At 66.1% G+C, this 13,307-nt stretch carries 14 protein-coding genes and 2 tRNA genes; 5 read left to right on the top strand and 11 right to left on the bottom strand.

What is annotated here, in order from left to right; genetic code table 11:
- The first annotated feature begins 3 nt into the window (after positions 1-3).
- The 4 genes from ACE3QP_RS04550 (at position 4) to ACE3QP_RS04565 (ending at position 1,907) form a co-directional block, all read left to right on the top strand.
- Positions 4-78, top strand: a tRNA-Val gene (locus tag ACE3QP_RS04550).
- Between the two features lie 92 nt (positions 79-170).
- Positions 171-245, top strand: a tRNA-Val gene (locus tag ACE3QP_RS04555).
- A gap of 92 nt (positions 246-337) precedes the next feature.
- Entirely contained in the window at positions 338-652 is a 315-nt protein-coding gene (locus ACE3QP_RS04560; RefSeq protein ID WP_374433915.1) for a hypothetical protein, read from the top strand.
- Between the two features lie 151 nt (positions 653-803).
- Positions 804-1,907 (top strand): DUF805 domain-containing protein, encoded by a 1,104-nt coding sequence (locus ACE3QP_RS04565; protein WP_374433917.1) that lies wholly within the window; start codon positions 804-806, stop codon positions 1,905-1,907.
- On the opposite strand, the gene ACE3QP_RS04570 is transcribed toward ACE3QP_RS04565, so the two are convergent.
- From ACE3QP_RS04570 to ACE3QP_RS04600, 7 genes are all read right to left on the bottom strand, one after another.
- On the bottom strand, positions 1,904-2,224 hold the full coding sequence (locus ACE3QP_RS04570) for a hypothetical protein (protein WP_374433919.1): 321 nt from the start codon (positions 2,222-2,224) through the stop codon (positions 1,904-1,906). The genes ACE3QP_RS04565 and ACE3QP_RS04570 overlap by 4 nt on opposite strands.
- Before the next feature lie 212 nt (positions 2,225-2,436).
- Positions 2,437-3,192 (bottom strand): hypothetical protein, encoded by a 756-nt coding sequence (locus ACE3QP_RS04575; protein WP_374433920.1) that lies wholly within the window; start codon positions 3,190-3,192, stop codon positions 2,437-2,439.
- A gap of 17 nt (positions 3,193-3,209) precedes the next feature.
- The gene (locus ACE3QP_RS04580; protein WP_374433922.1) at positions 3,210-3,581 is read right to left on the bottom strand and encodes a hypothetical protein; all 372 of its coding nucleotides are present in this window, start codon (positions 3,579-3,581) and stop codon (positions 3,210-3,212) included.
- Positions 3,582-3,993: 412 nt separating this feature from the next.
- Positions 3,994-6,027, bottom strand: coding sequence for an AAA family ATPase (locus ACE3QP_RS04585; RefSeq protein WP_374433923.1), 2,034 nt, complete (start codon positions 6,025-6,027; stop codon positions 3,994-3,996).
- Positions 6,028-6,030: 3 nt separating this feature from the next.
- Positions 6,031-6,282, bottom strand: coding sequence for a helix-turn-helix transcriptional regulator (locus ACE3QP_RS04590; protein WP_374433925.1), 252 nt, complete (start codon positions 6,280-6,282; stop codon positions 6,031-6,033).
- Positions 6,283-6,349: 67 nt separating this feature from the next.
- The gene (locus ACE3QP_RS04595; RefSeq protein ID WP_374433927.1) at positions 6,350-6,889 is read right to left on the bottom strand and encodes a hypothetical protein; all 540 of its coding nucleotides are present in this window, start codon (positions 6,887-6,889) and stop codon (positions 6,350-6,352) included.
- On the bottom strand, positions 6,886-8,070 hold the full coding sequence (locus ACE3QP_RS04600) for a tyrosine-type recombinase/integrase (protein WP_374433929.1): 1,185 nt from the start codon (positions 8,068-8,070) through the stop codon (positions 6,886-6,888). The genes ACE3QP_RS04595 and ACE3QP_RS04600 overlap by 4 nt, the downstream gene beginning before the upstream one ends.
- Positions 8,071-8,381: 311 nt before the next feature.
- Here ACE3QP_RS04600 and ACE3QP_RS04605 point away from each other — a divergent pair, with 311 nt between their 5' ends.
- Positions 8,382-9,329 carry a CysB family HTH-type transcriptional regulator gene (locus tag ACE3QP_RS04605; RefSeq protein WP_374433930.1) on the top strand — a complete coding sequence of 316 codons (948 nt, stop codon included), beginning with the start codon at positions 8,382-8,384 and terminating at the stop codon, positions 9,327-9,329.
- A gap of 3 nt (positions 9,330-9,332) precedes the next feature.
- Here ACE3QP_RS04605 and ACE3QP_RS04610 read toward each other — a convergent pair whose 3' ends face one another.
- The 4 genes from ACE3QP_RS04610 to cysT form a co-directional block, all read right to left on the bottom strand.
- Complete coding sequence (locus ACE3QP_RS04610; RefSeq protein ID WP_374433933.1) at positions 9,333-10,454, bottom strand: hypothetical protein; 1,122 nt, start codon at positions 10,452-10,454, stop codon at positions 9,333-9,335.
- A gap of 73 nt (positions 10,455-10,527) precedes the next feature.
- Positions 10,528-11,565, bottom strand: coding sequence for a sulfate/molybdate ABC transporter ATP-binding protein (locus tag ACE3QP_RS04615; protein WP_374433935.1), 1,038 nt, complete (start codon positions 11,563-11,565; stop codon positions 10,528-10,530).
- Positions 11,555-12,460, bottom strand: coding sequence for a sulfate ABC transporter permease subunit CysW (cysW, locus tag ACE3QP_RS04620; protein ID WP_374433936.1), 906 nt, complete (start codon positions 12,458-12,460; stop codon positions 11,555-11,557). Before cysW ends, ACE3QP_RS04615 begins: the two co-directional genes overlap by 11 nt.
- Entirely contained in the window at positions 12,457-13,296 is an 840-nt protein-coding gene (gene cysT / locus ACE3QP_RS04625; protein WP_374433938.1) for a sulfate ABC transporter permease subunit CysT, read from the bottom strand. Before cysT ends, cysW begins: the two co-directional genes overlap by 4 nt.
- Between the last annotated feature and the right edge of the window lie 11 nt (positions 13,297-13,307).

Raw genomic sequence — 13,307 nt, forward strand, 5'->3', positions numbered from 1 at the left:
ACCGGGCGGTTAGCTCAGCGGTAGAGCACTGCCTTCACACGGCAGGGGTCGCAGGTTCGAACCCTGCACCGCCCACCAGATTTCCCCTTGTGCATCAAGGGTTTAGGCTGAATCAAGATTTCCGTACTGGCCCCGGTACGGAAAAAGTACGGAAAAGCGGTCTTCAGACCGGGCGGTTAGCTCAGGGGTAGAGCACTACCTTCACACGGTAGGGGTCGCAGGTTCGAAACCTGCACCGCCCACCAGACACCCAGCACAGACCCGGCCTTGCGCCGGGTTTTTGCTTTCTGGCTCGGGCTGGCAACATTGGCGCACTCAACCCCAGGGAGCCCACCAGATGCCCGCCGACGCCCCCGCTCACCTGTCCTTCGACATCGTCAAGCGCATTGGCATGTTCAGCGAGTCTCAGGCTACCCACGATGCAGGCGCCGTGGCCCAGCACCTTGCGCATGGCCATGTTCTCGAACTGGGAACCGGCGCGCCATGGGACGAAGCAGACTCGGCGCCGCTGGCCGACTCACCTGCAGGGCTGAGCGGGGCACTGATTGCCGCCCTGTTCGATCCCAAGCTGTTGGTGGACTTGGTTGAGGCGAGCAGGGATCCGATACCGGGGCTTGAGGTTACGGAGTCGGACCTCCCGCCACAGGGCTAACGGGGCGGGATCCTTCAAATTGAGGAGCGCCGACGCTGGCAACATCACGGTGACTTGCAAACCGAACTGAGGCCGGAATTTGGCGCTACTCGAAAACGCAGCATTTATTGGGCCGGACCGGTCGGCGGCTTTGCCCCCGGGTACTGACGCAATGAGCATCTACGACCTCAAGGGGCTCCGCGAGTCCGCCGCCGCCGTTGGGTTCAAGGGCACCGACGAGGAGCTGATCCTCGAATACTCGCGCCGGACCAAGACGGACCCCGTCGATAACGCCCGCTACTTCGGCTACGACCTCGGCGGCAAGTGGGGCAACCGCGCCAGCGCGTCTATCGACAGTTACCAGGCCGGGCTCTATGGGGTCGCTGAGTCGGTCACGGGTTCTGACTGGGCACGGCGCGGGCGGATGGAGAACGAGGCCGCCGCAGACTTGCGCCGCGGCATCGCCCGCGAGCAAGGCGCCATCTCCTCCTACCAGGACATCGACAGCGTCGGTGACTTCCTCGACTACGCGGGCGGCCTGGCGGTAAACATTTCGCCCCCAGTTGCCGTCATCGCTGTACCTGCGGCCATTGTTTGGTTTTCGCGCCGACGGCAACGGATTGCAATGAGTGAGCAGCAGACTTCGCTTAGGGGTGATCGCATGCCTGGGCAAAGTTCTGGCTATTGGGATTGGGATGGGAGCATTGCAAGAGTGCCGTTTTTTGCGCGGCTTGTCGTATTTCTGCTGGTGTACTGGTTGGCACTTATGGCAGGACAGGCAGCGCAAGAAGGAGTTGGCGATCCTAGTCAGGGTCCGTCATTTGGACCGTTGGCGTTGGGTGTGCTTCTTCAGTTGGCGCTACTTCCGGCTGTGGTCCAGCGGCTGAACCATATCGGTTGGTCGCGCTGGTTGGCTGCTTTGGGTTTTGTGCCCTTGCTGGGCGGAGTCTTGAACTTGCTGCTTGTCATGGTGCCTGGGGCGCGCCACAAAGCGGTTCAGGAGCCGGACTTGAAAGGAGCCCTCAAGGTCGCATCCGAAGCTCAGGAACCTGGGGTCGCGCAGGTTGCGGCCAAGGGTGATGCGCCTATCACTGGCGTGCAGGACAGCAGTGATGCCCTGTATGCGCAAGCGTTGGATGAGGTGGACGCAGGTCTCCAAGAGCGTGCTTTGTGGGCTCGCGCCTTGGCCGCCACGGATGGAAGCACGGACAGGGCCAAAGCCGAATACATCAAGCTGAGGGTTCAGCGGCTTGAGGCCAAGTCTGGCGGTGCTTAGTGCGTCGCAAGCCCTCGCAGGTCCGGCAAATGCCAATCCCGGATAGCCAGAATCGCCGCGAGTGCGGTCTCGTCGCCTTCACAGCGCAGGGCCAGCCCGTCTAGTAGTCCAGTGATGGCCGCGACGATGGCCCGGGCGTCGTTGCCTTCGCGCTCCGTTGCCAGTTCCATGCGGTCGATGGCCGTCAGGTCTGGGGTGCAGCGGGTAGCCAGCGCGTGGCCGCTGAGGCACTTCAAGGGGGCGGTGATTGGGTCGGCGCGGTGCCCAGGCTCTAGGTCTTGCAGGTCGGCAGCGGTCAGCAGGTGCAGGTTTGGCATGGGGGCTCCGGTGTTTGGGGCGCGGATTCCACACCTGATGGCCGGCGCTGTGCAAGCTCCGCCGCAATGCCCGAGCGCCACGTGCGCTAATGCGTTAGCGCGTTTGAACGAATCAACGTAGGGCACACCCCGCGCCGTGGGACCACGCACGCGGAGGGGGTGGCGGGGTCCATCTCGGGCACTCAGAGGAAACCTGATTTCCTGGCCCGCGCCTACTCAATACCCAGCGTGAAAGCGACGCCCTGGTCGAGCACGCGGGCCGCCTCGTCAAACAGCTCACGGGCACTTTTCCCGGCGTGGCGGGCGTCGCCTTCCTGTTGAGCTTCGAACTGCTCAGCCAAGAGCCCACCAGCGTCCGCCGCGTATCGAACGAGCGCTTCCGCCGGCGTGAATCCCTGGGCGGCCATGGCGAGACTGAGTGACGGGGCCAAGTTGGTCCACTGGCAGGTGAAACGCACCAACACCTTGAGTTGTTCGCGGATCAAGGACAGATTGGGGGCGTGCGGATCGGCCTTGGTGGCCGCGTCAAGGGCGTTCTGGAGATGTGCCAGGGCACCCGTGCGCACATAGACCGCGCCCCCCGCCGACTCGTAGGTGGTGATGCTTTCGTCCCAAGGCTTTTCGTGTTGGATGTACAGGCTATGGCCCCGGCCATCCACGAAGCGCTCGGCAAGCATTCGGTTTGCAAAGTCCTGGAGGTAAGGGGGCTGATCGGCCCAGCGTGCGGCGCGGAAGTGCTGAGCTTGGTCCAAGAGTTGGTTCGCGGCCGAGGCAAGGTTGGCCTCTGAAGCCGGCGTCCTGAGCTTGTTCGTCATGCGCTGCATCCAGCGCGGATCGGGATGCGCGGAGCAAAGTGCTTGCCAGGCTTGTTTCTCCCAATCGCGCACCGGGATGTGAACGGCGGCGCCGTCGGGAAATTCAATGGTGGCGATGCTGAGTGCGCGGGGGGATGTCGTGACTTCGAACATGGTGGTTCTCGCTTTCTTCAGGTTGCGGAAACAGTGCGTTTGCTGGCCATGGCAGCGCCGCTGCGAACATCGACGTGCGCTCCGGTCAGATCGGCACGTACGAGGGTGATAAATAGGGGGAGCTGAGCGGAGGCATCGGTGGCGCCGGCGTCCAGCTTCTCGGCGTGCTCGATGACCCGATGCAGCAAGGGGAGCGCCTTGACGGCATCGTCGAAGTCGGCGTTGGGTCCGTCCATGGTGGTCTTGATGACTGCGACGCAGCGCTGAGCGGCGCCCAGGGCTTCGGCCACAAGGCCGGTGCGGATGGCCCGGTCCAAATCAGCGGTGAGGGTGCTGATGGCGGCGCCAGGGGCGGGCTGCTCGACTGCTGGAGTGTGTTCGTTGCTCATGGCTTGCTTTCTGACTTGGGCGGGCGGCCCACAGGGCGGCGCGGGTCCGGGGTGCCGGGCGGGTTCCAGCGGTGTTCCTGGGGGCCGCTGGGGGCGCGGATGCGGTGGCATGTCCAGCCTGCCTGGCGGAGCGTGCGACCGAGGGTGGGGGCGTCCAGGTGGGGGATGGCGGCTTGGATCGTTTCCATCGTCAGCCCCGGCGGATCAACGGGCAGCGGCGCGAGCGCTTGGGTGACACGGGCGATGCGGCGCTGATCACGGGCACTCAGGTTGGGCACAGCGGTCGTTTCTGTCATATCCCCTCCAATAAATGAGTGAGGCCAGCCAGCCATGCCACCCCCATAGGGGGTGTGGCTTGGCATGGCAGGTGCTGGCGTGCCAAAAGGCTGGTTTTTGGCTTGGCTGGCAGCCCTCATTCGTTTCCCCCTGGCGCGCGACGACTGACCCAGCCGTCATCCTTGCCGCCGGTCAGCGCGCCGCGCTCGATCAGGTCGGCCAAGGTCCGGTGCGCGGAACGGTGGGCATCCTTGCCACCGATGTGAGCTTTGAGCCGATCCACTGCTGCGGCGTACGGCAGCTGCACGTTGGGCTCAAGGGCCAGGGCTGTGAGACGGGATTGCTGCAGGCCGGTAAGCACGGCAGTGGAGGGCGCCGGCGCCATCTCCGTGACCACGCAAGATGTGATGGGGTCGCCGTCGTCGTCGGTGCCCAGTTCGATGACACGGAGCCCAAAGTCGCCGGATGCACCGTCTGCGCCGTCCTTCGACTTGCGTAGCGTCCAGGTGCGGCGGGGGCCGTCGCGGCTGATCTCAATGGCCCAATCGACGGCACCGAGGAGCACCGAGGAGCCACGCATGCCGCGCGACACGTCTTTGCCGGTGTGGTGGACGAGGACGACTGACCCCTCGATCGCTTCGGCGAGCCAGTTGATGCCAGCGACCGCAAGCCCCATTTCTTGGGCGGAGTTCTCGTCCGCGCCGGCACTTGCTGCGGCCAACGTGTCGATGACCACCATGCAGCCGCTCAGTCCTTCTTCGTTGATAGAGGCTGCCAGAGCCGCCAAATGATCCCCGGCGCGAATGTTGAGCTGGCCGGTGGTGATGAACCGGAGCGAGTCAGGGGTCGGGCCATGCGCTCGCTCCATCGCTTCAGCGCGTTTTTTGATTCCCCCGCGGCCCTCTAGCGAGAAGATGACGACCGGCGCCATTCGCACCCGACGACCGCAAAAGGCGATTCCCGTCGTGATGTTGCGGGCCATCCACCCGGCAAAAAAAGACTTCCCACAGTTGGGTGGGGCGTAGATAACGCCAATCCCGCGCGCGGGAACCATGCCCTTGATCAACCAGGCCGGCTCATCCTGCTGCATGAGTTGGGCTGCGGTCTGAAGGACGTAGCGCGCTGCGGTCACGGCGGCGCCGGCCGCGACAGCGGCAGGCACGCACGCAGCCTCCATGCTGCCCAGCACGATCGGACTCTTGATCTTGCCCCGATGCGGGCACGACGCACAGGCGCTCGGGTTCTCGCCCGCGAAGGTCTCGCAGGTGGAGGGGCCAGCGGTCCAGCGGTGGAATTTGACCTCGGTCTCCCCGGCGTCGTACTCCGGGTGGCCACGGGACAGCAGGTGCGCCGCGTCCACGCCTTCGACGGTGTGCTTGGCCACACCCAGCGCCGCGCGCCAGTAAGGCTCGGGCACGTCCCCTTGGGCGTTGGCCACATGACCCATGGCCGCGCAGGCGGCGACGATCTTGTGGATGCTGCGGGGGATGGTGATGGCCGGGGCGCTGAGGATCTCGTCGTTCAGGCGCCGCTTGGCTGGGCCCGGGGCGCTGCGCTGGGCCGCCGGGAACTTGGCCGCGACTTCCTCCGGGGAGTAGGTCTGGGGCAGCTCCCGCAGGACGCGCACCGGCTTGCCTGACTTGTGCAGGGTGCCCACGGGGCGCAGGATGCGCACGAAGTCGCCGGTGACTTGGGCGTCGATGCGCAACCCGTCTGCCAGGGCTTTAGCCTTGACGGCTTCGGCCAGGGGCTTCCACTCGTCTTGGGTCAGGTCGCGGTCGAGCTTGAAGTAGACGTGCAGCCCGTTGCCGCTGGAGACCACCCGGTGGGGGATGAAGTCGTTGCTGGCGCACCAGCCGGCCAGGGCGTCGGCGGCCAGGCGGGCGGTCTCGTACACGGTGTCGCCGTGCTTCTCGTACTTCTCCTTGCCGGCGTCGATGTCGAAGCACAGGGTGTTGCGCAACAGGGCGTTCTCGGCCTTGCGGTTGTCCTCGTCGCCCAGGGTGCAGGTGGCGAAGTAGATGTCACCGCGCCTGGACTCGGCGAGCATCTCGGTCTTAAGCGCTAACGCGTCGAGGGTGTCGAAAAACAGGTGCTGCTTGCGGTCGCCAAGGAACAGCGCATACCGCCCCGTGGCTGGCAGGACAGCCGCGTAGAACTGACGGGGCATCAATTACTTGCCCTCGCTCTTGTGGCGCTCCGCGCTGCGGGCTTCGATCCAGGCGTCGACCTCGGCCGCATCGAAGGCGATGCAGCGAGTCGGCGTGAGCTTGATGGGTTGCGGGAACTGCCCGCGCGCGATGGCGTTGCGCAGCGGGGTGCGGCTCAGGCTGGTGAGGCGCAGGACTTCGGCCTCACGCAGCAAACGGCGCAGGGTCTGTGCGTTCTGAGGGATGGCCGATTCAGGGGGCTGCTTCTGGGGCATTCCGGGTACCTCATGGGTAGTTGCGGGATGCCCAGATGGTCAGTTTTTGGCTTGCAGCCCAGGGGAATCAACCCCCGTTGGTTTCAGCGGGGTTCTTTCCCTTTCGCAGCTTGCCGCGCGCGGTCTTGACGCTGCCAGCCACTGAGGCCGGTTCCAGAACAGAGGATGGAATCGACTGTTCGATCAGCTTCCACCTGGCCCGAGGTGGGACTTCTGCTCTTTCCAGGCTGCCGAAGAGCGCGATCATCAGCAAGGGGCCGCCAGGCTTTCTCGGTTGCCCACTTCGACGCTGAATTGCGCACTGCTCAGCAGCGGTGATCGCACTGTCGATCAGCTGTGCGACACCCACATAGGGGTGAAGCAATCCAGCGCGGGGGGCGTACCTCTGCAATCTCGCTGCCGCCTTCTTGGCTGCGGCCAGTGAGTCTTGCAATGCTTCTTGAGCTCTGATCTCTTCTTCTTTTTCGGCTTGACGGGTTTTGTCCGCTGCGATCAGTTTCAGGGCTGCGAGAACGGCGGGGGACTGCTGAATCTCCTTGGCAGCTTCCTGCGGGACCAGCCGCCGAAACTCTGCTGCAATCAGCTCCCGTGCCTTTTCTGCGTTCACAGCGCCAGCCCAGCCAACGCCCGGGCCGCGTGATCTTGGCGGAGCTGCCCGTAATGCCGCTCGATCATCGCAATGCTGGTGCCGCTGATTTGGGCCACGGTCAGCAGATCCAGGCCACCGGTCACAAGGTCAGTGATGACGCTGTGCCGCAGCGTGTAGGCGCTGGTCTCGGCTGGCAGACCGGCCTTGGCGGCGGCCAGCTTGAGCGGCTTCTTCCATGCGTCCTTGTCCCAGGCGGCGCCGTTGGCGCGGGCCAGTAGTGGGGCGCTGGGCAGCTTGTCCTTGGCCTGCTCGCGGAAGAACTCGACGGTCGCGGGTGGCAGCTTGAGCGCGCGATCCTGGCCGGCCTTGTCCTTCTGGACGGTCAGCACGCCCAGAACCTTGTCGAACTGGCCCACGGTCAGCGCGGCCAGGGCGCCGGGGCGCAGGGGTAGCAGGGCCAGACCAGTGACGAAGGCGGCCAGATCGGAGGCGGCGGCGTCGATCAGGGCGCGGCGCTGGGTGCGCTCCAGGTAGAGCGTGCGGCGGCCATCGGCGCGTTCAAAGGGGCGAAGCGACTCCAGCCAAGCCAGATCAGACGGGGCGGCGCCGCTCCTGCGGGCCAGATTCAGGGCCGCGCGCAAGGGCGCCATGTCGCGGTTCACGCTGGAGCGCGTGCGGGGGCGTTGCTGGCGGTCGGCTTCTGCGGCGTGGGGGTTCACGGTGACGCGGGTGCTCGACAGGGTCTTGCGCCAGGTCTTGAGTTGGGTGGCGGTCAGCTTGCTGACCTCGGTGGCCGCCAGCTTCTTGTTCGGGTAGACCCAGCGCTCGAACCGCGCCGCTGCGTCCGCAGCGGGTGCCGCGCCTTTCTCAGTCTGAAGATGTGCAACGTAGCGTTCGCAGGCATCGCGCACGGTCACCTTCTCGCTGGTGCCTCCGGCGCCCAAGTGCTTGAACCAGTCTTCGGCGGCCTTCTTGGCGGCATCGTGTCGCTCGTTCAGGGGCAGGACTTCGAAGGCCCCCAATGCACGCAGCCGCTGCCGACCGGTCTCAGGATCGCGGCTGCGGGCAATCCACGTCCCCTCGCTGTCAGCGGCCATTTTGCGGAAGCCGAGGTAGTTGCCGCTGGCCTGCGCCTGCCAGTACGGCTCTCGGTTGGGCTTGAGCTTGGCGCGGTCGGCAACCTTCTTGAGTTCGGGCATGGTGGCGAGTACGGAAAAAGTACGGAAACTCTACCGGTGCGCCAAAGAATCTCAAAGCATTGATTTCATAGAGGATCTGTGTGCCGCAAGGTGCCAGAAAGTGCCAAAATCCGTCCTTCACACGGCAGGGGTCGCAGGTTCGAACCCTGCACCGCCCACCAAAAACAAAGCGCGACCCCCAGATGTCTGGCGGTCGCGTTTTTGTTTGCTGAGCTTCATTCCTGTGCCGCATAAGCAATGCCGGGAAACTTCGTTGGCCGGAGCAAGCTGCTTGCGCACACTGCGCGGCTCAGCGCAACTCCGTGGCTTCCATGAACTTCCAGCAACTGCGCTCCGTCCGCGAGACGGTGCGCCAAGGCTTCAACCTGACCCAGGTGGCTGATGCCCTGCACACCTCGCAGCCCGGCGTGAGTCGCCAGATCAAGGAACTGGAGGACGAACTGGGCGCCGAGCTGTTCGTGCGCGCGGGCCGGCGCTTCCTGGGCCTGACGCCCACCGGCGAGCTGGCCCTGCCCATCATCGAGCGCCTGCTGCAGGAGGCCGAGAACCTGCGCCGCGTGGCGGCGGACTTCGTCCAGTCCGACAGCGGCATGCTGACCGTGGCCGCCACCCACACCCAGGCGCGCTACGCCCTGCCCACGGCGGTGCGTGATTTCCGCGATAGCCACCCACGTGTCTCGCTGCATCTGCAGCAGGGCTCGCCGCGGCAGATTGCCGAGATGGTGGCCAGCGGCGCGGCCGACCTCGGCATCGCCACCGAGGCACTCTCTGACTACCCCGACCTGGTGACCCTGCCTTGCTACCGCTGGAGCCATGTGGTAGTGGTGCCGCGCGGCCATGAGCTGGCGCAGTTGCAGCAACCGCTGACGCTGGAGCAGCTGGCGCAGTTTCCGCTGGTCACCTACGAACCCGGCTACACCGGCCGCCGCCACATCGACGAGGCCTTCGAGCGCGCCGGGCTGGACATTGACGTGGTGCTTTCCGCCATGGATGCCGACGTCATCAAGACCTATGTGGACCTGGGCATCGGCGTGGGCATCGTGGCCTCGGTGGCCTTTGATGAGGCGCGCGATGACCACCTGGTGGCGCTGGACGCGCGCCATCTGTTCGCTCTCAACACCACGCGCGTCGCCATCAAGCGCGGCGCCGTGCTGCGCGGCTTTGTGCTGGAGTTCATCCAGACCTTTGCCCCCACGCTGACGCGCGAGGTGGTGGCCAGCGCCATGGCGGCCAAGCCGGGTGAAGAAGTCGAGGGTTGAGCCTCAGCCCCAGACCAGGAAACCGGCGAAGCGCTCGGCGGCCAGCGAGGCCGCGAAGAGCGTGATGCCCATGATGAAGCTGCCGCGCAGGAAGCCGCTGCGCCAGCACAGATGCCCCAGCCACTCCAGCGCCAGCAGCACGCCAAAGACCGAGAGGATGCTGCCGATGACCTTGAAGTCGGCCAGGTGGTAAGCCGCCAGCGCGGCCAGCAGCACCAGCAGGAACAGCGCCAGGTAAGTGAGCCGGCGCGGCATGATTCGGAAGGGCGAGGCGCCGATCAGGAAGCCCGTGCCCATGGCGATGGTGCAGTAGTACTGCAGGCCGGTTTCGAACACCACGGCTGGCGCGGGCCAGTGGCCGCTGAGCCGGGTGGCGCTGTAGGCCAGCAGCACCAGCAGGTGGCCGAGCACCACCGCGGCCAGCGCCTTGTCGCGCACGTGCAGGGTCAGCAGGCCGGGGCTGTAGCTCATGCCGAAGCTCAGCATGGAGGAGAGGCTGACCGCCGCGAAGAAGCCGAACACTTGCGATTCGTAGGCCAGCGCCAGCGCGCCGAAGTACAGCAGGGCCAGCGTGGACGACAGCGCGGTGGCCAGCAGGCCGGTGCCGAACCAGCGCTGCAGCACCTCGCGCAGGGCGGTGTGGCTCTCGATGATCCAGCCCAGCACCATCAGGTTGCCGAAGGCGCCGAACAGGGCCAGGTAGAAGGCCTGGCTGGGCCAGATCCAGTCCGGCCGGATTGTCAGCACCAGGCCCAGCAGCAGGAAGCTGGCCTGGTAGACCTCCTTGGGCAGCAGCGCCACCAGGTACCAGAGCCCGGCCGCAAAGCGCCTGAGCATGCCGCGCGCCCAGATGAGCAGCAGGATCACCGCCAGCAGCTTGAAGAAGTTCGCCAGGGTGACGAAGCGCTGCACCAGCCCGGGTTCGTTGCTGCTGCGGGCCTGGCTGGCCTGCGGCCCCAGGTACTTCAGCCGCACTTCCTGGGCCTGGGCAGGGCTCAGATAGCCATCGCGCTCCAGCTGGTCGATCAGCTCCTGCCGCGCCTGCTCGGGCGCCGCCTCGGTGGCGTGGGCGGCAGCGCCGATCAGCAACAGGCACAGGGCCAGGACGCGCAGCAGGATCTTCATGGGCCTCCGGGGCAGGCGGTGCCCCGAAGGGCGGTCGGCGATTGTTGCGGCCGCTGTGCCGAACGCTGGCCGGTCAGACGGCGTGCCCCTCAAACCGGGTGATGCGCCGCGCCCGCAGCCAGACCTTGCTGCCACGCGCCAGCGCCAGGCGCTCGCGCAGGGCGCTGAACTCGGCGCGCGGCAGCTCCACGTCCAAATAGCCGCCCTCGCCATCGCGCTGGAACTCGATGCGCGTCTGCGCGCCCACCGTCAGCGTCTGCGACAACGTGGCCGGCCAGGCGCCTTCGGCCGGCTCGGCCAGGATCTCCAGCTCGTGCGGGCGCACGTAGACCACATCACTCGGCCCGGCCACGCCACCGGGCGCGTGCACGCTGCGGCCGTGGAACAGGTTCACATCGCCCAGGAACTGCAGCACGAAGGGCGAGGCCGGGTGGTCGTACACCTCATCCGGCGTGCCCACCTGCTCGATGCGGCCCTCGTTCATCACCACGATGCGGTCGGCCACTTCCATGGCCTCCTCCTGATCATGGGTGACGAAGACCGAGGTCACATGCACCTCGTCGTGCAGGCGGCGCAGCCAGCGGCGCAGCTCCTTGCGCACCTTGGCGTCCAGCGCGCCGAAGGGCTCGTCCAGCAGCAGCACCTTGGGCTCCACCGCCAGCGCGCGGGCCAAGGCAATGCGCTGGCGCTGCCCGCCGCTGAGCTGGTGCGGGTAGCGCTCGGCCAGCCAGTCCAGTTGCACCAGCTTCAAGAGCTGCATCACCTTGGACTTGATCTCCGCCTCGCTGGGACGCTCACTCTTGGGTTTGACACGCAGACCGAAGGCGACGTTCTCGAAGATCGTCATGTGGTTGAACAGCGCGTAATGCTGGAACACGAAGCCCACATTGCGCTCGCGCACATCGGTGCCCGTGGTGTCTTCGCCGTGGAAGTGCACCGTGCCGGCGTCCGGCACCTCCAGCCCCGCCAGGATGCGCAGCAGCGTCGTCTTGCCCGAGCCCGAAGGCCCCAGCAGCGCCACCAGCTCGCCCGAGGGGATGTCGAGATTCAGCTGGTCGCAGACCACGGTCTTGCCGAAGGCCTTCTGCAGATTGCGAACTTCAATGCTCATGGACAGACCTCAATTCCTTCTTCACGCGCTGCTCCACCAGGTACTTCAGCACCAGGGTCACCAGGGCCAGACCGGCCAGCAGCGAGGCCACGGCAAAGGCGGCGGCGAACTGGTACTCGTTGTAAACAATCTCGATGTGCAGGGGCATGGTGTTGGTCTGGCCGCGGATGTGACCACTGACCACCGACACCGCCCCGAACTCGCCCATGGCCCGCGCGTTGCACAAGATCACGCCGTACAGCAGCGCCCACTTCACGTTGGGTAGGGTGACGCGGCGGAAGATCTGCCAGCCATTGGCGCCCAGCACCCGCGCGGCTTCTTCCTGTTCAGTGCCCTGCGCCTGCATCAGCGGGATCAGCTCGCGCGCCACGAAGGGGAAGGTCACGAACACCGTGGCCAGCACGATGCCGGGCAGCGCAAAGATGATCTTCAGATCGTGGTCGCGCAGCCACTCGCCAAACCAGCCTTGCAGGCCGAACACCAGCACATAGATCAGGCCGGCAATCACCGGGCTGACCGAGAAGGGCAGGTCGATCAGGGTCAGCAGCAGGTTCTTGCCGCGGAACTCGAACTTGGCGATCGACCAGGCCGCTGCAATGCCGAACACCAGGTTCAGCGGCACGCTGATGGCGGCGGCCAACAGGGTCAGCTTGATGGCCGAGACGGCGTCCGGGTCCACCAGCGCGGCCAGGTACACATCCCAGCCCTTCTTGAAGGCCTCGAAGAACACCGTGGCCAGGGGCACGAACAGGAACAGGGTCATGAAGCCCAGCGCCAGGCCGATCAGCGTGCGGCGCACCCAGGGGGCTTCGGTGGTGGCTTGGCGCAGCGGCCGCGGCGTGGCGGTGGCCGGGGCTGAGACGGCGGCGCTGGGAGTCAAGGCGGCGGTGTTCATGCAATGCCTCCCTGGCGGCGGCGTGCCCAGGCCTGCAGCAGGTTGATGGTCAGCAGCATCACGAAGCTGGCCACCAGCATCACCACCGCGATGGCGGTGGCGCCGGCGTAGTCGTACTGCTCCAGCTTGGTGATGATGAGCAGGGGTGTGATCTCACTGATCATGGGCATGTTGCCGGCGATGAAGATGACCGAGCCGTACTCGCCCAGCGCGCGGGCAAAGGCCAGGGCGAAGCCGGTCAGCAGGGCGGGTGTCAGGATGGGCAGCACCACCAGGCGCACCGTCTGCCAGCGCGTGGCGCCCAGAGTGGCGGCGGCTTCTTCCAGCTCGCGGCTGAGGTCTTCCAGCACCGGCTGCACGGTGCGCACCACAAAGGGCAGGCCGATGAACACCAGGGCCACCCACACCCCCAGCGGCGTGAAGCTGACCTTGAAGGGCAAGTACTGCCCCAGGCTGCCGTTCTGGGCCCAGATGGCGGTGAGTGCAATGCCGGCCACCGCCGTGGGCAGGGCAAAGGGCAGGTCCACCAGCGCATCCACCAGGCGCTTGAACGGAAAGCGGTAGCGCACCAGCACCCAGGCCACGATCAGGCCGAACACCACGTTCAGCAAGGCGGCCAGGAAGGAGGCGCCGAAGGTCAGCCGGTAGGAGGCCAGCACGCGCGGCGTGCTGACGGCCTCGACGAACTGCGGCCAGCTCAGCGTGAAGGTCTTCAGAAAGGCCGCCGAGAGCGGCACCAGCACGATCAGGCTGAGGTAAAGGATGCTCAGGCCCAGCGCCAGGTCGAAGCCGGGCAGCACGCTGTGGCGCTTGAGCAGGGTGCGGGAGAGCAGCATGGTGGGCCTGG

Source organism: Inhella sp., assembly GCF_041912635.1.
In the GTDB taxonomy this organism is placed as follows: Bacteria; Pseudomonadota; Gammaproteobacteria; order Burkholderiales; family Burkholderiaceae_C; genus Inhella.